The following is a 22,417-nucleotide window of genomic DNA, read 5'->3' as shown; positions in this document are numbered from 1 at the left end:
ATGAGATAGATTCTCATTCACAGGTGGCCGCCGCCGCGCGGAACCACCGCCGAACGACCCATACAAGGCGTGCCCATGAGCCAGACCGTTGTCGATTCCACGACCGACCATTCCGATCCTTCCCGTTGTTCTCCCCCTGACTTTCGCGCGCGGCTCGTTGCGCTGATCGCCGAGCTGCTCGACGAATCCGTCGATGAAATCGCGTCGCTCGACGACGACGAAGACCTGCTGAGCTGCGGCCTCGATTCGATCCGGCTGATGTATTTGCAGACGCGCGTGAACCGGCTCGGCCATGCGCTGACGTTCGACGCGCTCGCGCGCACGCCGACGCTTGGCGCGTGGGCCGCGTTGCTCGCGAATGCGCCGCGTCTCGCGCGGCCGGAAGCCGGCGTTGTTGCCGAAGCGGTCGACGTGCATGCGCCGTTCGAGTTGTCCGCGGTGCAGCAGGCGTACTGGCTGGGTCGCGGCGACGGCGAAGTGCTCGGCAACGTGAGTTGTCATGCGTTTCTCGAATTCCGCAGCCGCGCGATCGATCCGGTTCGTCTCGACATCGCATGCCGGCGCGTGCGCGAGCGTCATCCGATGCTGCGCGCGCGTTTCGACGGCGGCCGCCAGCAGATCCTCGCCGAGTCGGACGCCCCCGTGTTCGCGCACGCGGACTGGCGCGACCGGACGGCGGACGATGCGGAAGCCGAATGGGTGTCGCTGCGCGCGTTCCGGTCGCACGAATGTCTCGACGTCGAGCACGCGCAGGTGTTCATGATGGGGCTCGTGCAGATGCCCGGCGGCGAGGACCGCGTGTGGCTCAGTGTCGACCTGCTCGCCGCCGACGTGGACAGCGTGCGGCTGCTGATGCGGGAGATCGGCGTCGCGTATGCGGAGCCGGCGGCGTTGCTCGCCGCGCCGCCGACGTGGTTCCCGGCCTGGCTCGCGCGTCGCGCGGCCGAGATGCGCGATGCGCGGGCCGCGGCGCGCGACGCGTGGCAGGCGCGGCTCGCGACGTTGCCGGAAGGGCCGGCGCTGCCGCTCGCTCGTGCGCCGGAAACGATCCGCGCACCGCGTTTCAGCCGCGTCGCGCATACGCTGAGCACGGACGAACTGACGCGCCTGCAGGCGCGCGCCGCGCAGCATGGCGTCACGCTGTCGTCGGTGTTCGGCGCGGCGTTCGCGGCGGTGCTCGCGCGCTGGAGCGGCCGGCACGCGTTCCTGCTCAACGTGCCGCTGTTCGACCGGCACGGCGAGGCGCCCGATCTGGGCCGCGTGATCGCCGATTTCACGACGCTGTTGCTCGTCGAATGCGACGTGCGCGTCGATGCGAGCGCGGCCGACGCGGTGCGCGCATTCCAGCAGCGGCTGCACGGTGCGATCGCGCACGCCGCGTATCCGGCGCTCGACGTGCTGCGCGACGCGCGTCGGCAGGGCATGCCGCGCGCGGCGCCCGTCGTGTTCTCGTGCAATCTCGGCGATGAGCCGTTCGTGCCCGATGCGTTCGCGCAGGTGTTCGGCGATCTGCACGACATGATTTCGCAGACGCCGCAGGTGTGGCTCGACCATCAGCTCTATCGCGTGCCCGGCGGCGCGCTGCTCGCGTGGGACAGCGTCGACGGCCTGTTCCCGGACGGAATGATCGACGCGATGTTCGGCGCGTATGTCGCGTTCGTGCAGGCGCTGTGCGATCGCGACTGGCGGTTGCCGATCGCGGTCGAGCTGCCGTCCGCGCAGCAGCGCGTGCGCGATACGCTCAACGCGTTGCCGGCCCCTGGCCACGCGCGCACGCTGCATCACGATTTCTTCGCGTTGGCCGCGCGCGAGCCGGACGCCGTGGCGTTGCGCTGCGGCGATCGCACGGTGACGCGCGGCGAACTGGCCGCGCAGGCGCTCGCGGTCGCGGGCGGGTTGCGGGCGGCGGGGATCGGGCACGGCGACGCGGTCGAGATCAGCCTGCCGCGCGGGCCCGCGCAGGTCGCGGCGGTGTTCGGCGTGCTGGCGGCCGGCGCGTGCTACGTGCCGCTCGACGTCGCGCAGCCGGTCGCACGCAAGGCGCTGATCGAGCGCGCGGCGGGCGTGAAGGCGGTGATCGGCGACGCCCCATGCGCGGCCGGCCCGCTGCCGCACGTCGGCATCGCCGCGCTGCTGCGACATGCGCCGCTGCCCGCGCCGCTCGCGGTCGCGCCGCAAGCCACGGCCTACGTGATCTACACGTCCGGTTCGACCGGCGTGCCGAAGGGCGTCGAGATGACGCACGCGGCCGCGATCAACACGATCGATGCGATCGACCAACTGCTCGGCGTGCGGGCGGACGACCGGCTGCTCGCGGTGTCGGCGCTCGATTTCGATCTGTCGGTGTACGACCTGTTCGGCGCGCTCGGGGCCGGCGCGGAACTCGTGCTGCCGACGCAGGACGAAGCGCGCGATGCGGCGCGCTGGATCGACCTGATCGCGCAGCACCGCGTGACGCTGTGGAACTCGGCGCCCGCGCTGCTGGAAATGGCGCTCGCCGCGCCGGCGGCGCGCGACGCGTGCCGCAGCGTGCGCGCGGCGCTGCTGTCCGGCGACTGGATCGCGCTCGACCTGCCGGCGCGCCTGCGCGAGCGCTGCGGCGATGCCTGTGCGTTCCACGCGCTCGGCGGCGCGACCGAGGCCGGCATCTGGTCGAACGTGCAGACGGTGCGCGACGTGCCGCCGCACTGGCGTTCGATTCCGTACGGCCGGCCGTTGCCGGGGCAGGCGTATCGCATCGTCGATGCCGACGGGCGCGATGCGCCCGATTACGTGCCGGGCGAATTGCTGATCGGCGGCGACAGTCTCGCGCGCGGCTACCGGAACGATCCCGAGCTGACCGCGCAGCGCTTCGTGCAGCATGCGTCGGGCCGCTGGTATCGCACCGGCGATCGCGGCCGCTACTGGCCGGACGGGACGCTCGAATTCCTCGGGCGCGAGGATCGGCAGGTGAAGGTGCGCGGGCACCGGATCGAACTCGGCGAGATCGAGGCGGCGCTGGCCGCGCATCCGCTGATCGACGGTGCGTGCGCGAGCGTCGTCCACGGCGAGGCCGCGCGCATCGTCGCGGCGTTCGTGCCGGCCGATTGCGCGGAAGCGGCCATCGCGCCGTCATCGCTCGGGGAGGCCGGCATGGCCGACACGATGCCGGCGGAAGCGGCCATCGCACGCGCCGTTGCCGGCCGGCTGCTCGATGACGACGCGGGCCTGCCGCCGTCGCTGCGTGCGGACTGGCAGGCAAACGGCGACGCATCGATCGCCATCGACGAGGCGCTCGCTCGGCTCGACTGGCAGGCGACCGATCTCGACGATCTGACGGCCGCGCTGCGCGCGCTCGCCGCCGATCCGGATAGCGCCGCGCAGCGCGTGCCGCTGGACCCGTGCGTGGCGCCGCTCGCGTTCGCGACGCGTTTGCCGGACGGCGCTCGCGTGCTGCGTGAGTTCGCCGCCGCGCTGGACGCGCAGGCGGCCGCACACGCTGGCGCGTTACGCGTCGCGGTGCTCGATGCGCGCGCGGGCCAAGCGCTCGATGGCGGGCTCGGCGTGCTCGACGATCCACGCTTCGACGTGACGTTGTTCGACGCGTCGCCCGGCCTGCTGCACAACGCCCACGCGCGCTTCACGCGAACGATGCCCGCGTTGCAGACGATGCAGGACGGCTTGCTGCCCGCACATTATCTCGGCGCCTTCGATTGCGTGATCAGTTTCGCGGCGGCGCACCTGCGCGACGATCCGCGCGACACGTTCCGGATCGCCGCCGCGCTGCTCGCGCGGGACGGCCGCCTGCTGTTCGCCGACGTGCTGCGCGATTCGCCGCTGCGCGAGCTCGTCGCACGCGTCGCGGGCGATGCGTCGTTGCCACGGCCGTTCGCCGCCGACGCGCTCGCGGCGGCCTCTCACGCCTGCGGCTTTGCGCTCGATGCGCGGAGCTGGCGCTCGACGGCATTCGCCTGCATCGATGCGTGCCGGACCGGCGAGCCGATCGCGCAGACGGCGCTGGCCGACTGGCTGCGCGACCGGTTGCCCGACGCGATGCGTCCCGATGCGCTGTGGTGCGTGCCGCGCTGGCCGTTGAACGCGAACGGCAAGATCGACCGCCGGGCGGTCGGCGATGCGCTCGCGCGCGCACTCGGCGACGCACCGGCCGCGCACGACGCGTTCGTGCCGACCGATGAACGTCACGCGATATTGCTGGCCTGCTGGGAGCAGGCGCTCGGCCGCGCGGCGAACGCGCGCGACGCGACGTTCTTCGCGCTCGGCGGCGACAGCCTGCTCGCGACGCGCCTGCTTGCGCAACTGCGCGAGCGGCTCGGCGTGCGGATCGGGATGGCCGCGTTCTACCGGCAGCCGACGCTCGCCGGTCTCGCGGCGCGGCTCGACGCACTGACGCCGGCGGCGCCCGCCGATGGCGACGCATCGGTCGCGACGATCGAGGAGGGCGTGCTGTGAGCTTCGACGACGTGCTCGATCTCTGCCGCGAACGGCAGATCGAACTGTGGTGCGACGACGGCGGCCAGTTGCGCTATCGCGCACCGGCCGGCGCGCTCGACGCGGATCTCGCCGCGCGCATCAAGGCCGAACGCGATGCGTTCGTCCGCTTCCTTCAGAACGGGGCATGGCGCAGCGATCCTGCGCACCAGTACGAACGGTTCGCGCTGACGCCGGTGCAGGCCGCGTACGTGCTCGGCCGGCACGAATCGTTCGAGTTCGGCGGCAGCGCCTGCCATCTGTACGTCGAATACGACGAACCGAGGGATCTCGACTGCGTGCGCTTCGAAGCCGCGTGGAACGCGTGCGTCGCGCGCCATCCGATGCTGCGTGCGATCGTCGAGGACAACGCATGGCAGCGCGTGCTGCCCGACGTGCCGTGGCAGCCGCTCGCCGTGCACGACCTGCGCGACGCCGACGCGAACGCATTCGACGCTCACCTGAACCGCGTGCGCGAGCGCCTCGATCATGCGGTGCATGCACTCGACCGCTGGCCGGTGCTGCAGCCGGAAGTGAGCGTCGGGCCGGATGCCGCGGTGCTGCACCTGTCCGTGGATTTCACGCTGATCGACTACGCGAGCCTGCAATTGCTGCTCGCCGAATGGCGGCGTCGTTACGACGATCCGCAATGGCGGCCCGCGCCGCTCGACGCGACGTTTCGCGACTATGTGATGCACGATGCCCAGGCCGGCACGCGTGCCGACCATGCACGCGACAAGGCGTGGTGGCTCGCTCGCGTCGACGATCTGCCCGCGCGTCCCGATCTGCCGATCGTGCCCGCGATGCGCACCGACGGGCGGCCGCGCTTCACGCACCGGCATGCGCGGCTCGATCGCGCGCAATGGGCCGCGTTGAGCGGCCATGCGAGCCGTTTCGGGCTGAGCGCGGCGAGCGTCGCGCTGGCCGCGTTCGCCGAGGTCGTCGGCCGCTGGAGCCAGGCGCCGGCGTTCTGCCTGAACCTGACGGTGCTGAACCGTCCGCCCGTGCATCCGCGCATCGATGCGGTGCTCGGCGATTTCACCGCACTGAGCCTGCTCGCCGTCGACGCGACGCACGGCCGTGATTTCGTCGAGCGTGCCCGCACGATCGGCGCGCGGATGTTCGACGATCTCGACCATCGCGCGTTCACCGGCGTCGACGTGATGCGCGAACTCGCGCGGCGGCGCGGCAAGGATGCGGCGCTGATGCCGGTGGTGTTCACGAGCGGGATCGGCAGCGTCGGGCGCCTGCTCGGCGAGCACGCGACTCGCGCCGAACCGCCGCGCTACATGATGAGCCAGACGCCGCAGGTGTGGCTCGACTGCCAGGTGACCGACCAGTTCGGCGGGCTGGAAATCGGCTGGGACGTGCGAGACGACCTGTTTCCGGACGGCATGCCGGCCGCGATGTTCGATGCGTATGTCGCGCTGCTGGGCCGGCTGGCCGACGATGCCGTGTGGTGGTCGCGCGCGGGCGACATCGTGCTGCCATCCGCCGCGCCCGTTGCCGACGTGCATCCGGATGCCGATACGCATATCGCGGCCGGTTTCGCCGCGCAGGCGTTGCGCACGCCCGATGCGCCGGTCGTGATCGACGCGCGGGGCGCACGCACGTACCGCGAGGTCGCGCAACATGCGGCGGCGCTGCGTGGCGCGCTGGAGCAGGCCGGCGTCGGCGTGGGCGATACCGTCGCGGTGCTGATGCCGAAGTGCGCGCATCAACTCGCGGCCGTGCTCGCGATCGTCCAGGCGGGCGCCGCGTACGTGCCGGTCGACAGCCGCCAGCCGGCGCTGCGACAGCAGGCCATTCTGCGCAATGCGCGGGTGCGCGCGGTCGTCAGCGTGCAGGCGCTCGCGTTCGACCACGACGGTTGCGTGCGCATCGATATCGACGCGTTGCCGATCGATCCGCAATGGCCGCCGCGCGCCGCGCGCGAGATCGGCCCCGACGCATTGGCTTACGTGATCTACACGTCGGGTTCCACCGGCGAGCCGAAAGGCGTGATGCTGAGCCACGCGGCGGTGTGCAACACGCTCGCCGACATCAACGCACGGCATGCGGTCGGCGCGGGCGACGTGGTGCTGGGCCTGGCCGAACTGAGCTTCGACCTGTCCGTCTACGACTTCTTCGGGGCGACCGCGCGCGGGGCGTGCATCGTGCTGCCCGATCCCGCGCGCGGCAACGATCCGTCGCACTGGGCCGAGCTGATGGTGCGTCATCGCGTGACGTTGTGGAACTCGGTGCCCGCCCAGGGGCAGATGCTGATCGACTACCTCGAAGGCGAACCGGCGCTCGACGTGCCGGGCCCGCGCCGCGTGCTGTGGTCGGGCGACTGGATCCCGGTGACGCTGCCGGCCCGCTGGTGGCGCCGCTGGCCCGACAGCGCGCTGTTCAGCCTCGGCGGCGCGACCGAAGCGTCGATCTGGTCGATCGAGCATCCGATCCGCTCCGAAGACACGCAGCTCGCGAGCATTCCTTACGGCCGCGCGCTAACCGGGCAGACGATGGAAGTGCTCGACGCACTCGGCCGGCCGTGCCCGCCCGGCGTGCGCGGCGAGATCCATATCGGCGGCGTCGGGCTCGCGACGGGCTATGCGAACGATCCCGCGCGCACGGCCGAACGGTTCATCCGTCATCCGGACGGGCGCAGGCTTTACCGCACCGGCGATCTCGGGCGCGTGCGCGCCGACGGCTCGCTCGAATTCCTCGGACGGCAGGACGATCAGGTGAAGATCCGCGGCTACCGGATCGAGCTGGCCGAGATCGACGCGGCGCTGACCGCGCATCCGCTCGTCGGCGCGGCGGCGACGATCGTGCTCGGCGACGGCGCGGAGCGCCGGCTCGCGAGCTTCGTGTCGCTGCAGGCCGCGGACGCGCCGCCGCCGGCACAGGACGACGCGCTGCGCGAGATCGCGACGCAGGTGCGTGCTGCATTCGATGCGGCACGCTGGCCCGCGCAGGCGGACGTGTCGCGGTCGGTCGCGCAACTCGAAACGGCGTGCGTGGCGTCGCTCGCCGCGTGGATCGTGCCGGCCGGCGGCGTGACGACGGACGGCTCGACCGGTTTCGCGACGCTGTGCGAGCGGCTGCGTGTGCCGGCGGCACGACGGCATCTGCTGCGCCACTGGCTCGCGATGCTCGTCGCGCACGGCGTGCTCGATGCGGATGCGAAAGACGGCTGGCGCGTGCGATCTGACGCGAACATCGTCGACGCGCTTGCATGCTGGGACGCATTCGCGCAGCACGCGTCGCCCGAGCTGTGGCCGGCCGTGCTCGTCGACTACTTCCGCGACAGCGCCGGATGCCTCGACGCGCAGATCGACGGCAGCGTATCGCCGGCCGGCCTGATGTTCCCGGAAGGGGCTGCGCATATCGCCGAAGCGATGTACAGCGACGGCGAACACGCGCGCGCGCTGCATCGCGGGATGGCGCAGGCCGTGCGGGCGGTCGTCGCGCGCGAGCCGCGGCGGGCATGGCGCATCCTCGAAATCGGCGCGGGCACGGCCGCCGCGACGCGGGCGATCGTCGATGCGCTGGCGCCGCTCGTCGAAGCCGGCACGCGCATCGATTACCTGTTCAGCGACGTGTCGAGCTACTTCCTCGCGGCCGCACGCGAGCGTTTCGCCGCGTATCCGTGGATGCGCTTCGTGCGCTTCGACATGAACGCGCCATGCGACGCGCAGGGCGTTGCGCCGCATTCGGTCGACCTGACGATCAGCTCCGGCGCGCTGAACAATGCGCGCGATACGGTCGCGCTGATCGCCGGATTGCGCGCGCTGTCGGCGGCCGACGCGTGGTGGGTGATCCAGGAGCTGACGGCCGAGCATCCGGAAATCAGCATCAGCCAGGCGCTGATGATGGAGACGCCGGCCGACGCGCGGGCCGCATCGGCGCGGTTGTTCGTACCGCACGCGCAGTGGCTCGAATGGTTGCAGGCGGAGGCGGGCGATCGTGCGCTCGGTTGCGTCGCGCCCGACACGCCGCTCGCCGCGCTCGGCTACGACATCCTGCTGGCCCACGTGAAGCGCGGCACGGCATGCGTCGCGCCAGATACGCTGCTGGCGTTCGTGGCCGAGCGCGTGCCGGGCTACATGGTGCCGTCGCAACTGCGCGTGCTGGAACGTCTGCCGGTGACCGCGAACGGCAAGATCGACCGCCGTACGCTGGCCGGCATTGCCGATATCCGCGAACCGGCGCCGGTCGTGGTCCGATCGACGCCCATGCAGGCAACCGATCCGCTGCTCGCGCGGCTGATCGGCTTGTGGGAAACCGTGCTCGATACGCGCGACGTTTCTCCGGATCAGGACTTCTTCGCCGCGGGCGGCGATTCGCTGCTGATCGCGCAGCTCGTGTCGCGGTTGCGCGGCGAGGAACCGCTCGCGCACGCGCATCCGTTCGACCGGCTGCTGCGCTGGGTGCTCGCACAGCCGACGCCGGCCGCGTTCGCGCAATGCCTGCGCGACGCGAGCGAGCAGCCGGCGAGCGGGATGCCGACGGCCGCGCCTGCCGCCCCGCGCACGCTGTCGGCATCGACGGTCGTCCATGCGCCGGCGCCGCGCGTGCCCGTCGGCGTGCGTCCGATTCCTCTCGCGCCGGGCGACGGCGTGCCGCGCGTGATCGTGCACGAAGGGCTCGGCACCGTGCAGGCGTATCGTCCGGTGCTTCCCGCGCTCGCGCGGCTCGGCCCGGTGCTCGGCTTCGCGGTGCGCGACGCGCAGGACTACCTCGATCTGCCGGCGCGCCACCTGAACGCGACGCTGGGCCGGCGTTACGCGGATGCGCTTTGGCGCAGCGGCGTGCGCGAGGTCGACGTGCTCGGCTACTGCTCGGGCGGGCTGGTCGCGCTCGAGATGGCGAAGTCGCTGGTGCAGCTCGGCGTCGCGGTGCGCACGCTCGACATCGTGTCGAGCTACCGGATTCCGTACCTGGTCGAGGACGAACGGCTCGTGCTGTTCAACTTCGCGGCGACACTCGGGTTGCCGCTCGATGCGCTCGGTTTCCCGGAAGCGTACGTGCTGGCCGACGCGCTCGCCGACGCCTTGAAGGCCGACCCCGCGCGGCTTGCGCCCGGCAGCCTGCAGGCGCAGCTCGAGAGCTTCGGCGAACGCTGCGAGCCACTCGATGCGCTGCGCCGCCGCGTGTTGCGCGCGGCGGCCGGCCTGTCGATGCAGGACGAGCTCGCGCATCCGCTGCTCGACGAGCGCGAGCGGCTGTACCGGCTCTTCATGCATTCGGTGCAGGCGTGCCACTGGGCCGGCGACGCGCCGTATGCGGGCGCGTTGCGGCTGTTCGTGCCGGAGCGCTGCAACCCGCTGATTCCGCAGCAGCGCGCGGCACTCACCGATTACTGGACGGCGCAGGCGCTCGGCGGCATCACGGCCATCGATATCCCCGGCGGTCACTTCGATTGCCTGAACGCCGCGTTCGTCGATACCCGCCTGAAGGAGGCACGATGAAGGTCCATCCGCTGCCGGTCGTCGTGGCCGGCTCCCGTTTCGGTCAGTTCTATGCGGCGGGCCTCGCGGCGTCCGGATCGTATCGCGTCGCCGGCATCCTTGGGCAGGGCAGCGCGCGCACCGCGGCGTTGGCCGCGCGCGTCGGCGTGCCGGTATTCGACCGCGTCGACGCGTTGCCGGACGACGTGCGCGTGGCCTGCGTCGCCGTCGGCGGCGCGGCGCGCGGCGAGCAAGGCCCCGCGCTCGCGTGCCGGCTGCTCGAACGCGGGATCGACGTCGTGATCGAGCATCCGCTGCTGCCCGACGAATGGGACAGCGTGTTGCGCACCGCGGCGCGTCACGGACGCCGCTGCCTGCTCAACAGCTTCTATCCGAACCTGCCGGTCGTCGCGCGCTTCATCGCGGTCGCGCGACGGCTGCGCGAGACGAGCGCGCCGGTGCATGCGGACGTGGCGTGCTCGGTGCAAGCGAGCTACGCGGCGCTCGACGTGCTCGCGGCCGCGTTGCAGGGCGTCGGGCCGTGGTCGGCCGAACCGATCGGGCCGGCGCTGTCGTCGATGCGCGAATGCGCGATGGTGCTCGCCGAGACGCCGGTCTCGCTGCGCGTGCACAACGAGATGGCGGCGGCCGACGACGGCCGGATGAGCCTGCTGTTCGGCATCACGCTGACGACCGACGCCGGCACGTGGACGCTCGCGTCGCCGCACGGCCCGCTGTGGTGGGCGCCCGCGCTGCGCGAGCCGGCGGCGGACGAGGACGGCCTCTTTCCGATCTTCGGCGAGCCGGCCGGCGACGCCATGCCGCGCATTCAGATCTGCGACGACGCGCAGGACACGTGGGGCGAGATTCACGCACGGAGCTGGCCGCAGGCGGCCGTGCGCGCGGTCGACCGGCTCGTGTCCGGCGAAGGGCTGCACGCGTGCAACCAGCGCAGCATCGACGTGGCGCGCGTCTGGCAGCAGTTGACCGCGCAACTCGGTTTTCCGGCGCAGCCGCCGGGCGATGCACGCGCCGCGACGCTCGGCATGCTGCTGGAGCGTGCCGCATGAAGGGGCCGTTGCTTTCGATGCTGCGGCCGTTCGCGGCGCCGCTCGTTACCGCGATGATGTTGCAGGCGCTGGCCGGCATCGCGTCGCTCGTGCCGTGGCTCGCGCTCGCGCATCTCGCCGACGCATGGCGCTTGACGGCGCAGCTCGACGCGGCGGCGCGCGGCTGGCTCGTCGCGGCCGCGGCGGCCGGCGCGTGCTGGCTGGGCGGCCAGACGGTCGCGCTGCACCTGACGCATCGCGTCGACGCGGATCTCGGCGACCGCCTGCGCAGGCGCCTCGCCGATCATCTGCGGCATTTGCCGCTCGGCTGGTTCGCGCGCGCGGGCAGCGACCGCGTCGCGCGCCACGTCGATCAGGACGTGCGCGCGCTGCATCAGCTCGTCGCGCATGCGCCGGCCGATCTCACGCAGCTCGTCGTCGTGCCTTGCGCGGCGCTTGCGTGCCTGCTCTACCTGAATCCCGTGCTGCTCGCGTTCGCGCTCGCGCCGCTCGTCGCTAGTGCGGCGCTGTTCCGCTGGATGCGTTCGGCACGATTCGCGCCGGCCTTCGTGGCGCGCAACGCGGCGCTCGAACGATTGATGGGCGACTACGCGCAGCTCGCGCAGAATCCGGCGCTCGTGCGGCAATATCCGGGCGCCGGCATCGAGGCGGCCGCGCTGGCGTCGGCCGGACATTTCTCTCACGCGTTCTCGGCGTGGGTCGGCCGCATCGGCGGCCTCGGCGCCTGCACACAGGTGCTGCTCGGCACGCCGTTCCTGCTCGCGTGGGTCGTGTTCGGCGCGACGTGGCTGACGGCCGGGCAGTTGCCGGTCGGCACGCTGTGCGCGTTCGCGCTGCTGATCTGGGCGGTCGCGGCGCCGGTGTGCGCGCTCGGTCATGGCGCCGATGCATTGCGCGAGGCGCGGGCGGCCGCGGCACGGCTCGATGCGCTGCTCGCGCAGCCGGGCCTGCAGGAACCCGCCGACGGCGCGGCGCAGGTGCCGCGCGATTCGTCGATCGAGCTGCGCGGCGTGCAGGTCGACATCGACGGCGAGCTGATCCTGCGCGACATCGACGTGACGATCGCGGCCGGCACGGCTACCGCGATCGTCGGGCCGTCGGGCGCGGGCAAGAGCACGCTGCTGATGCTGCTCGCGCGCTTCATGGATCCGGATCGCGGCACCGTGCGGCTCGGCGGCGCCGACCTGCGGCGGCTCGCAGCGCAGACGCGTCGCGAACGGGTCGCGATGGTGTTCCAGCAGGCGACCGCGCTTGACGTATCGATCGCCGCGAACATCGCGCTGTACCGGCCCGATGCCGATCGCGACGCGATTCGCGCCGCCGCGCGCGCGGCCTGTCTCGACGAGCGTATCGATGCATTGCCGGGCGGCTACGACTGCGTGTGCGGGCGCGACGTGCGCCTGTCCGGCGGCGAACTGCAGCGGCTGTCGATCGCGCGGGCGCTGCTGTCGCGCGCGCCGTTGCTGCTGCTCGACGAGCCGGCGTCGGCGCTCGATCCGCAAACCGGGCGCGCATTGGGCAACGCGCTGCGCGCCGACACGCGCACGCGCGTGATCGTCAGCCACGATCTCGATGCAATTCGGCACGCGGACCAGATCCTCGTGATGGAACGCGGCCGCATCGTCGAACGCGGCACGCACGCGGCGCTGCTCGCCGCGCAGGGGCTGTATGCGCGGCTCTGGCGTGAACGCGGCGCCGCAGGCGGGGAGGCCGCATGACGACGCAATCGCTCGAACGTTTGCAGTGCCTGCCGCGCGACACGCGCCGCGCGTTGTGGCGCGGCGTGGGCTGGGCGGTGGCCGCCGCGTTGCTCGACGGCGCGTGCGGGCTGCTGCTCGTGCCGCTGATCCGCGCATGGTTCGCCGGCGCGCAGGCGGCCGCGCTGCACTGGACGGTCGTGCTCGGCGCGCTGACGCTGTGCCATGCGCTCGTGCTGTACGTCGCGCAGCTTCGCGGCTATCGCGCGGGCGGCGCGCTGGCCGTCGGCCTCGTCGAACGCCTCGTGCAGCACCTGCCGCGCATCGCGTCGTGGCAGACCGTGCGCGACAGTCATCCGGCCGGGCTGCTGCGCGGGCCGGTGATGCAGGCGATGGGGATTCCCGCGCATCTGCTCGGTCCGTTGATCGGCGCGGTCGTCACGCCGCTCGCGGTGGTGGCGGGGCTCGCGTGGATCGACTGGCGCGTCGCGCTGTGCCTCGCGGCGGCGGCCGTACTGCTGTTCGCGCTGCTGGAGCGCGGCGGCGCCCGCACGCTCGCGTTCGAACAGGCGCGCGCCGCCGGCGATCGCGACATGGCCGTGCAGCTTCAGACCTTCGCCGCGCATCAGGGCTTGCTGCGCTTCGCGGGCCGGGACGGCGATGCGCGCGCGGCGCTGCAGCGCGCGTTCGACGAACAGCATCGCCGCACGCGCGCGCTGATGCGGCGCGCGCTGCCGATCGAACTCGGCTTCGCGGGCGCGGTGCAGGGCGTGTTCGTCGCGATGCTGATCGGCGGCGCATGGGCAGTCGCGGCCGGCCGGCTCGACGCAGCGACGGCCGTCGCGGTGCTCGTGTTGCTCGTGCGCTTCATCGAGCCGCTCGCACAGCTCACGCAGCTCGACCGGGCATTGCGGGGCGGCTGGCGCGCGCTCGACACGGTGCTCGCGGTGCTGCATGCGCCGCGTTTCGACAGCCCGGAGCGCGGCACGCCGGTACACGACGCGAGCGTCGACGCGGTGCGTGTCGACTATCGGTCGGCCAGCGGCGCGACATTGCTTGACGGGATCGACCTGCATTGTCCGGCGGGCGGCTTCGTCGCGATCGTCGGCCCCACGGGGGCGGGCAAGAGCACGCTGCTCGGCCTGCTCGCGCGACTCGACGATCCGTGCGCGGGGCGCGTGCTGCTCGGCCGTGCCGACGTGCGGCACCTGAGCGAAGTGACGCTCGCCGCGACGCGCAACCTCGTGTTCCAGGACAACGGGCTGTTTCGCGGCAGCCTCGCGTGGAACGTGCGGATGGGCCGGCCGGACGCGACCGAGGCCGAACTGCGCGCCGCGCTGGATGCCGTTGGCCTGCTGCGCGACGCCGAGCGGCTGCCGGACGGCCTCGACACCGACGTGGGGCCGGGCGGCCAGTTGCTGTCGGGCGGGCAGCGCCAGCGGGCGTGCCTGGCCCGTGCGTTGCTGGCGCGGGCGCCGGTGCTGATGTTCGACGAACCGACCGCGAGCCTCGACGAGTTGAGTGCGCGGCGCGTGCGCGACAGCCTCGTCGCGCTGCGCGGGCAGCGCACGCGCATCGTCGTCACGCACCAGCCGGCGCTCGCGGCGGCCGCCGACACGATCGTCGTGCTCGACGCGGGCCGCGTGCGGGCGACCGGCACGCATGCGCGACTGCTCGAAACCGATGCGTGGTACGCGACGTTCGCCCGCGCCGGGCGGACGCTCGACGGCGCGTTGCCCGCCGGCCGGGGCGAGGAAACCCGTCCGGCCGAATCCGAACAGTGACGTGAACAATGCGGGCCGCCGTGCCCGGAATCGATAGGAAAAGCCCCTCTATCGAAAAATCGCCCGCCGGTTCTAATTGATAATGAGAATGATTATCAAATGCGGGGGCGTGAATGCGGTACGAGGTGCGGGAATCTGAGAGATCGATGATGAAGGGCGCACGCGTCGCCCGTTTCGGGCGCTGGCGTCCGTCGCTGTATCTCGGCCTGCTGATCGCCGCGCATCCGGCGGCGGCGTTCGCCGATGCGGCGCCGGCGGGCGGCACGGAACTCCGCAAGGAAGAGGCGGCCGCCGCGCAGCCTGCCGCGGGCGAGTTGAAGGCGATTGCGGTGAATGCGTCGCGGGGCGTGGCCGACGATCCGTCGGTGGCGACGGTCGGCAAGATGCCGCTCGCGCTGCGCGAGATTCCGCAGTCGGTCAGCGTGACGACGCGCGAGCGGATCGACCAGCAGAACCTGTTCTCGCTCGACGAGGTGATGCAGCAGTCGGCCGGCGTGACGGTCCAGCCGTACGTGCTGCTCACCACCGCGTATTTCGTGCGCGGTTTCAAGGTCGATTCGTTCGAATTCGACGGCGTGCCGGTCGTGATCGGCGACATGGCGAGCGCGCCGCAGGACATCTCGGTGTACGAGCGCGTGGAAATCCTGCGCGGCGCGAACGGGCTGCTGCACGGCTCGGGCAATCCGGCCGCGACCGTCAACCTCGTGCGCAAGCGCCCGCAATACCGGTTCTCCGCGCATGCGACCGCGAGCGTCGGCAGCTGGGACCGCTATCGCGCGGAAGCCGACATCGGCGGCCCGCTCAACGCGGCCGGCACCGTGCGCAGCCGGCTCGTCGCCGCGTACGAGGATCGCCACTTCTTCTACGACCATGCGAAGCAGGACACGCGTTCGATCTACGGCGTTACCGAAGTCGACGTGACGCGCGACACGCTGCTCACGTTCGGCGCGCAGTACCAGACCACGTCGTCGGTGCCCGACATGTCCGGCGTGCCGATGGCGCGAGACGGGTCGAGCCTCGGCCTGTCGCGCTCGACGTTCCTCGACACCGCGTGGGGCCGCTTCAACTGGGATACGACGCGCGTGTTCGCGTCGGTCGAGCAGAAGCTCGGCGCAGGCTGGAAGGCGAAGGTCAGCGGCGAATACCAGAGCGTGCGCTCGGACCTGAAGTACGCGGGTTCGTTCGGCGCGATCGATCCGGCGACGGGCGCCGGCGGCCGGCTGACCGGCGCCGCGTACCAGTTCAGCAGCTACAGCCGCAGCGTCGATGCGAACGTGCAGGGCCCCGTGCATGCGTTCGGGCTCACGCACGACCTGCTGTTCGGCATCACGTATGCGAACAGCAGCAGCGGACAGATGACGGCATCGCTGCTCGGCGACGTGGTCGGCACGCCGGTGAACGTGTACCGCTGGAACCCGGGCAGCGTGCCGGAGCCGAGCATCGGGCCGTACCAGCAGTCGCAGCAGAACGACATTTCGCAGAAGGGCGTCTACGGGCTCGGCCGCATCAAGCTCGCGGAACCGGTGACGCTTGTGCTCGGCGGCCGGATGAGCTGGTGGAACCAGGACAGTCTCGGCGCGCACTACAACACCGGCCACCAGTTCACGCCGTACGGCGGGCTGATCTGGGATTTCGCGCGCGACTGGTCGTGGTACGCGAGCTATGCGGAGGTGTTCCAGCCGCAGACCAAGTCGATGTGGGGCGGCGGCATCCTGACGCCGGTGAAGGGGCGCACCTATGAAACCGGCGTGAAGGGCGAACTGGCGGGCGGCAAGCTTAACGTGTCGCTCGCGGCGTTCCGCATCGATCTCGACAACAACCCGCAGGTCGATCTCGCGCATCCATGCGCGGGGCCGAGCTGCTACTACGTGAACGGCGGCAGCGTGCGCAGCCAGGGCTTCGAATTCGAGGCGAACGGCCGCATCACGCCGTGGTGGAGCGTATGGGCGAGCTACACGTACGACACGATGCGTTATGCGGACAATCTCGCGAACGCGGGCACGTTCGCGCCGCTGCTGAATCCGCGCCACCTGTTCCGGCTGTGGACCAATTACGACCTGCCGTGGCAGGAGCGGCGCTGGAGCATCGGCGGCGGCATGCAGGTGCAGAGCAGCTACTCGGCCCAGGCGAACGGTGTCACGATGAGCCAGGGCGGCTACGCGCTCGCGAGCGTGAGGCTCGGCTACCGCTACGACAAGCACTGGAGCGCCGCGCTCAACGTCAACAACCTGTTCGACCGCAATTACTACCTGAGCCTGAGCCAGCCGGGCTGGAACAACCGTTACGGGGAACCGCGCAACGTGATGCTGACCGTGCGCGGCCAATTCTGATGGCGTTCGGCTGGGGTGCGCGTGCGGCGATCGCGATCGGCGGCGTGCTGCCCGGTGCGGCCGCGCTCGCGATCACGCTGGCCCGTCATTACCCCGACGACGGCCTGAACCGGCTCTACGCGGCCGTGCTGCTGACGTTCGCCACGAGCGTCGCCGCGCTGCTGTGGGTGCTCGTCGCGCCCGGCTGGCGGCAGGCCGCCTGGCGCGCGGGTGCGTGGCTCGCGGTGCTCGTGCCGTGCGCGATGTTGTGGGGAGGGCGCTGACATGGACGCTTCGTCGCGTTCGCGCTGGCGCGCGCTGCATCGCGGCGCCGGCGCGCTGTTCGGCGTGGTGCTGTTCGTCGTGCTGTTCAGCGGCGCGTGGAGTCTCGCGTTCGATTCGATGCAGGGCTGGTGGCGGCCGCCGGCGCTCGCCGTCGCGCGGCCGGCGTTGCCGCTCGATGCGCTCGTCGCGCGGGCAGCATCGCTCGGCGTGCCGTTGCGCGATACACGCATCGTGCTGCCGCGGCCGGACGATCCGGCCGTCCGTTTCTGCGACGCGCGGCGGACGTGCACGCTCGCGCTCGATCCGGCGACCGGCGCGCCGCTGCCCGATGCGGAACGGGCGATGTCGATCGTCACGCTGCACAAGACGCTGTTCGCCGGTTTCCCCGGGCGCATCTTCGTCAGCCTGTGGGGCATCGTGTTGCTCGTGCTCATCGTCGCGGGCGTTGTCGTGCATCGCAAGCGCTGGCCCGACGCGGCGCGCATCCGGCGCGGCCACGGCTTGCGCGTCGCGCTGTTCGACCTGCATGCGTGGATCGGCTTGTGGGGCACGCCGTGGCTCGTGCTGTTCGCGTTCACCGGCGCGTTGTCGGGGCTCGGCGCGCTCGGCACGGTGTCGCTCGCGGGCGTCGCGTATCCGGGGCAGCCGCAGCGTGCGTTCGCCGAACTGCTGGGCGGGCCGCCGCCCGTCGAGGCCGGCGGCCGGTGGCGGCATGCGCCCGATCTCGATGCGCTGCTGCGGCGCGATATGGCGCGCCGGCCGGATTTCCGGCCCGAAGCCGTTGCGTTGCAGCGCTGGGGCGACGTGAACGCGCGCGTCGAGATTGCCGGCACGACCGCGGGCCTGCCGAGCACGGCGGTGTTCGAACGCCACCTGTACCGCGCGGCGGACGGGCAATGGCTCGCCGATGCGACGTCGCGGGGCCGCGGCTTCTGGCTGCGCGCGTTCATCGCGGTGCAGCCGCTGCATTTTGCGCAATATGGCTGGGTTGGCGCGGCGGGCGGCGTGCTGCGCATGCTGCATTTCCTGATGGGGCTCGCGGCGTGTGCGCTGTGCGCGACGGGGCTGCATCTGTGGATCGAGCGGCGGCGTGCGCAGCGCGATCGTTCGGCGGACGTGCTGGCCGCCGTCGCGGTCGGCGTGTGCGGCGGGCTCGTGCTCGCCGGCGGCGCTCTGCTGTTCGCCGGTCGTGCGTTGCCTGCTGGCGTGCACGTCGATCATGCGCTCGCGATGCTGTTCTGGGTCGTGTGGGGCGGTGCGATCGCGCTGGCGGCCTGTGTCGCCGATCGCGCGGCATGGCTGCGCGTGCTGATGCGTGCGGCCGGCGTCGCGTACGCGCTGGCCGGCGCGACCCATTGCGCGATCGCGCTGCTGGGCGCGGGCAGACCCGTGTACTGGCCGATCGATGCGGCGCTCGTCGCCTTCGGCGCATTGCTGCTGCGTGCGGCGCGCCGTCCGCGGCGCGATGCGATGCAGCCCGCGCGCGTGCCGGCCGGCGCCGAACCTTTTTAACCTCATGCAACTGGAGACTTCGATGCGCGACCTGCTCGAACATCGCCGCCTGGTCATCACGATCACGCTGCTTTATCTGTCGCAAGGCATCCCGATCGGCATCGCGATGGATGCGATGCCGACGCTGCTGCGCCACGACGGCGCACCGCTTCACGCGCTCGCGTTCCTGCCGCTCGTCGGGCTGCCGTGGGTCGTGAAATTCCTGTGGGCGCCCGTCGTCGACAACCGCTGGTCGCCTCGCATCGGCCGGCGGCGCAGCTGGATGCTGCCGATGCAGACGATCGTCGTGCTGTGCCTGGCCAGCCTCGCGCAGATCGGGATGACGGTCGCGACGGCGGGCTGGGCGGTCGGGCTGCTGGCCGTCGCGTCGCTCGCGAGCGCGACGCAGGACATCGCGAACGACGGGATGGCCGCCGAGCATTTCAGCGGCGACACGCTCGCGAGAATCAACGCGATCCAGATCGCGGGCGTGATGATCGGCTTCTTCGGCGGTGGCGCCGGCACGTTGACGCTGATCGGCCGGTTCGGCCAGCCCACCGCGTTTCTCGCGCTGGCGGCCGTGCCGCTCGCGAGCCTCGTCTGCGTGCTGTGGGTCTTGCCGCGCGACGCGGATCGCGCGCGCGCCCGGCCCGAACACGAGGCGAGCCTCGTGCGTTTCGCGAAGCGGCCGCGTTCGTGGTCGTTGCTGTCGCTCGCGCTGCTGTCGGCGATGACCGCCGTATCGGGCTTCGGCCTGTCGAAGCTGTTCCTCAACGACGCGGGCTGGTCGCTCGATGCGATCGGCACACTCGGGATGGCGGGCGGCGTCGTGACGGTCGTGCTCGGATGCGGCGGCGGCGCGTGGCTCGTGCGGGCGCTCGGCCTGTGGCTGGCGTTTACGGCCGGCGTGAGTTGCGCCGGCGCGGCGGCGCTGCTGTGGTTCGCGCAGGCGGCCGGGTGGCTGCCGGTGTCGCCTTCGTGGGCATGGCTGTGCACGGTGCTCGGCTCGCTGGCGACCGGCATCACGTCCGTGTCGATCATGACGGCCGGCATGCGTTTCGCGGGCGGCAGCGATCAGGCCGGCACCGACGTGACGGCCGTGCAGAGCACGCGCGATCTCGGCGAGCTGATCGCGTCGTCGACGATCCTGTCGCTGACCGCGAAGGTCGGTTATACGGGCGGGTTTCTCACCGGCGCCGCGTTCGCGGTGCTGGCGGCGCTGATCGCGATGACGCTGCGGCGGCGCGAGGCGGCGTATGCGGTGAAGGGGGACGACGCGCTGGTGTCGTGACGGCTGCGTCGCCGGCGCGCGGTGGGCGTTGTGCGGGCCGAGCCATGCCGTATCACGCGCCGCTCAAGCCAAGCACGGCTCAAGCACGGCTCAACCGCCGCGCAGCCATCAACGCGACGGCAAGCAGCACCGCGACATACGCGGCGACGCTCGTCCACGCGCCGCGTTGCCAGAACGCGCCGCCGACCGAGCCGAGCACGCTCGACCCGACGTAGTAGGCGAGCAGATACAGCGACGCCGCGTGCCCCTTCGCGGCGCCCGCGAGCGCGCCGACCCAGCCGCTCGCGACCGAGTGCGCGACGAAGAAGCCGATCGTCACGAGCACGATGCCGACGACGATCGCGACGAGCGAGTGCGACAGCGTCAGCGCGAGGCCCGCCGCGAAGACGACGATGCCGCCGACGAGGACCGGCGCGCGCCCGAGACGATCGGCGAGCGCGCCGGCGCTCGATGACGACACCATCCCGAACAGGTAGGCCCCGAAGATCAGCCCGCAGGCGGTCGGGCTCAGGTTGAACGGCGCGGCCATCAGCCGGAACCCCGCGTAGTTGTAGATCGTCACGAACGCGCCCATCACGAGGAAGCCGATCGCGAACACGAACGGCAGGCGCGCGTGGCGCAGTTGCGCGTGCCACAGCCGCAGGTGGTGACGCAGCGTCAGGTCGGTGCGCTTCACGAAGCGCCGCGACGCCGGCAGCAGCATCACGAACGCGAGCGCCGCGAGCAGATCGACGACGCCGATCGACAGCATCGCCGTGCGCCACGAGAAGTACTCCTCGAGCGCGCTCATCCCGATCCGTCCGATCATGCCGCCGAACGCGGTTCCGCCGACGTAGAGCCCCATCGAGAAGCCGAGCCCGTCGGCGGCGATTTCTTCCGCGAGATAGGCCATCGCCACCGCCGGCACGCCGCCCAGCGCGAAGCCTTCGAGCGCACGACAGACGAGCAGCAGGTGCCAGTTCGGCGACAACGCGGCGAGCAGGTTGAACAGCGCGGCCAGCGTCATCGACACGAACATCAGCCCGCGCCGCCCGACCCGTTCGGACAGCGCGCCGGCGCAGAGGATCGACACCGCGAGCATCCCGGTCGACAGCGAGAGCGACAGCGAACTCGACGCCGCGCCGACGTTGAATTCGCGTGCGAACGCGGGAAGCAGCGGCTGCACGCAGTACAGCAGCGAGAAAGTGGCAAAGCCGGCGAGGAACAGCGCGAACGCGATGCGCTTGTACTCGGCCGAGCGTGGCGACACGCCGGCCGGCAGCGTATCGGGGGCGGTGTGCTGCGTGCCGGGGACGGATCGGGAAATCGAAGCGGAGGACATGAAGGCACTCGATGCGCAACGGAATACGGGAATTCTTGCGCACGGTCATGTATATGTCCAATATATGAAATGAACCGCAGCAATATGTTTCAACACTGGCTGACAGCCTCAGCCCCGACTCACCGCGAGGTCACGTCAAGCATGGAACTCCGGCATCTCCGCTACTTTCTGGCCGTCGCGGCCGCGTCGAATTTCACGAAGGCCGCCGAAACGCTCGGCATCGGCCAGCCGCCGTTGAGCCAGCAGATCAAGGCGCTCGAGAACGAACTCGGCGTGGAACTGTTCAAGCGGACCGCGCGCGGCGCCGAGCTGACGCTGGCGGGCGAGGTTTTCGCGGAAGAGGCGCGGCGCGTGCTCGACGATGCCGAGCGCGCGGCACGGGCGGCGAGACGCGCCGCGCGCGGGGAAACCGGCCATTTGCGGGTGGGCTTCACCGGGACGGCCGCGTTCAATCCGAAGGTGTCGGATCTGATTCGCCGCTTTCGCGAAGCGTTTCCGGATGCGGAGCTGACGTTTCAGGAAGCGACGTCGGGCGTGCTGCTGGAGGCGCTGGAGGCCGGCCGCCTCGACGTCGTGATCGTGCGGCCCGAGCGCCGCGTGGCCGCGACGCTGCGGGTATCCGACTGGGACGAGGAGCCGATGTTCGTCGCGCTGCCCGTCGCGCACCGGCTGGCGCCGCGCCGGCGCATCGATCTGGCGGAACTCGCGGACGAGTCGTTCGTGCAGGTGCCGCGCGCGGCCGGCGCCGCGCTGTTCGACGACATCGTCGCCGCGTGCAAGGCCGCCGGGTTCGAGCCGCGCATGGGGCAACCGGCGCCGCAGATCGCGTCCGCGGTGACGCTGGTGGCCGCTGGCCTCGGCGTGTCGGTCGTGCCGAAGGCGATTACGCAGGTGCAGGTTCCCGGGGTCGTGTACCGGCCGTTCGCGGGCAACCGGTTTCGCGCGCGGCTTGCCATTGCGTCGCGCTGCGACGAGCCGTCCGCGGTGGTGCGGAATTTTCTGCTGCTCGCGTAGCGGACAACAAAAAACCCGCGAAGCCATGTGCTGTCGCGGGTTTCGATAATGCTGGAATGCGAGGAAAACGCATCTGGTGCCGACGGCGAGACTCGAACTCGCACAGCTTTCGCCACTACCCCCTCAAGATAGCGTGTCTACCAATTTCACCACGTCGGCACTGCAAGGGGCGCAATTCTAACGTCACATTTCGCGTTTGTGAAGGGGCAATGACAAGCTCCTGTATGGACACTTCGTCGATCCCGGTAGAATC

The 22,417-nt window shown here is 71.3% G+C and carries 11 protein-coding genes and 1 tRNA gene; 10 read left to right on the top strand and 2 right to left on the bottom strand.

Features of this window, described 5'->3' with window-relative positions; genetic code table 11:
* Window positions 1-75 precede the first annotated feature (75 nt).
* From CFB89_RS25910 to CFB89_RS25870, 9 genes are all read left to right on the top strand, one after another.
* Window positions 76-4,449: a non-ribosomal peptide synthetase gene (locus CFB89_RS25910; RefSeq protein ID WP_089470338.1), complete on the top strand. Its 4,374-nt coding sequence runs from the start codon at window positions 76-78 to the stop codon at window positions 4,447-4,449.
* Window positions 4,446-9,923 carry a non-ribosomal peptide synthetase gene (locus CFB89_RS25905; protein WP_089470337.1) on the top strand — a complete coding sequence of 1,826 codons (5,478 nt, stop codon included), beginning with the start codon at window positions 4,446-4,448 and terminating at the stop codon, window positions 9,921-9,923. Before CFB89_RS25910 ends, CFB89_RS25905 begins: the two co-directional genes overlap by 4 nt.
* Window positions 9,920-10,972, top strand: a complete 1,053-nt coding sequence (locus CFB89_RS25900; protein WP_089470336.1) for a Gfo/Idh/MocA family oxidoreductase — start codon at window positions 9,920-9,922, stop codon at window positions 10,970-10,972. Before CFB89_RS25905 ends, CFB89_RS25900 begins: the two co-directional genes overlap by 4 nt.
* Entirely contained in the window at window positions 10,969-12,690 is a 1,722-nt protein-coding gene (locus tag CFB89_RS25895; RefSeq protein WP_089470335.1) for an ABC transporter ATP-binding protein, read from the top strand. The genes CFB89_RS25900 and CFB89_RS25895 overlap by 4 nt, the downstream gene beginning before the upstream one ends.
* Window positions 12,687-14,453: an ABC transporter ATP-binding protein gene (locus CFB89_RS25890; RefSeq protein WP_089470334.1), complete on the top strand. Its 1,767-nt coding sequence runs from the start codon at window positions 12,687-12,689 to the stop codon at window positions 14,451-14,453. The genes CFB89_RS25895 and CFB89_RS25890 overlap by 4 nt, the downstream gene beginning before the upstream one ends.
* Window positions 14,454-14,599: 146 nt before the next feature.
* Window positions 14,600-16,783: a TonB-dependent siderophore receptor gene (locus CFB89_RS25885; RefSeq protein WP_218828353.1), complete on the top strand. Its 2,184-nt coding sequence runs from the start codon at window positions 14,600-14,602 to the stop codon at window positions 16,781-16,783.
* The gene (locus CFB89_RS25880; protein WP_089470332.1) at window positions 16,783-17,046 is read left to right on the top strand and encodes a hypothetical protein; all 264 of its coding nucleotides are present in this window, start codon (window positions 16,783-16,785) and stop codon (window positions 17,044-17,046) included. The genes CFB89_RS25885 and CFB89_RS25880 overlap by 1 nt, the downstream gene beginning before the upstream one ends.
* 1 nt (window position 17,047) lies before the next feature.
* Window positions 17,048-18,559 (top strand): PepSY domain-containing protein, encoded by a 1,512-nt coding sequence (locus CFB89_RS25875; protein WP_089470331.1) that lies wholly within the window; start codon window positions 17,048-17,050, stop codon window positions 18,557-18,559.
* Window positions 18,560-18,581: 22 nt separating this feature from the next.
* Entirely contained in the window at window positions 18,582-19,829 is a 1,248-nt protein-coding gene (locus tag CFB89_RS25870; protein ID WP_089470631.1) for a RhtX/FptX family siderophore transporter, read from the top strand.
* Window positions 19,830-19,908: 79 nt separating this feature from the next.
* Here CFB89_RS25870 and CFB89_RS25865 read toward each other — a convergent pair whose 3' ends face one another.
* Window positions 19,909-21,150, bottom strand: a complete 1,242-nt coding sequence (locus tag CFB89_RS25865) for an MFS transporter (RefSeq protein WP_089470330.1) — start codon at window positions 21,148-21,150, stop codon at window positions 19,909-19,911.
* Between the two features lie 141 nt (window positions 21,151-21,291).
* Between CFB89_RS25865 and CFB89_RS25860 the strand changes: the two genes are divergently transcribed.
* The gene (locus CFB89_RS25860) at window positions 21,292-22,164 is read left to right on the top strand and encodes a LysR family transcriptional regulator (protein WP_089470329.1); all 873 of its coding nucleotides are present in this window, start codon (window positions 21,292-21,294) and stop codon (window positions 22,162-22,164) included.
* A gap of 74 nt (window positions 22,165-22,238) precedes the next feature.
* On the opposite strand, the gene CFB89_RS25855 is transcribed toward CFB89_RS25860, so the two are convergent.
* Window positions 22,239-22,323: transfer RNA gene (locus tag CFB89_RS25855), tRNA-Leu, on the bottom strand.
* Between the last annotated feature and the right edge of the window lie 94 nt (window positions 22,324-22,417).

The organism is Burkholderia sp. AU16741, assembly GCF_002223345.1.
GTDB classification, from domain to species: Bacteria; Pseudomonadota; Gammaproteobacteria; order Burkholderiales; family Burkholderiaceae; genus Burkholderia; species Burkholderia sola.
The sequence above is the reverse complement of the archived record's forward strand: the minus strand, read 5'-3'. Positions and strand labels throughout refer to the sequence as shown.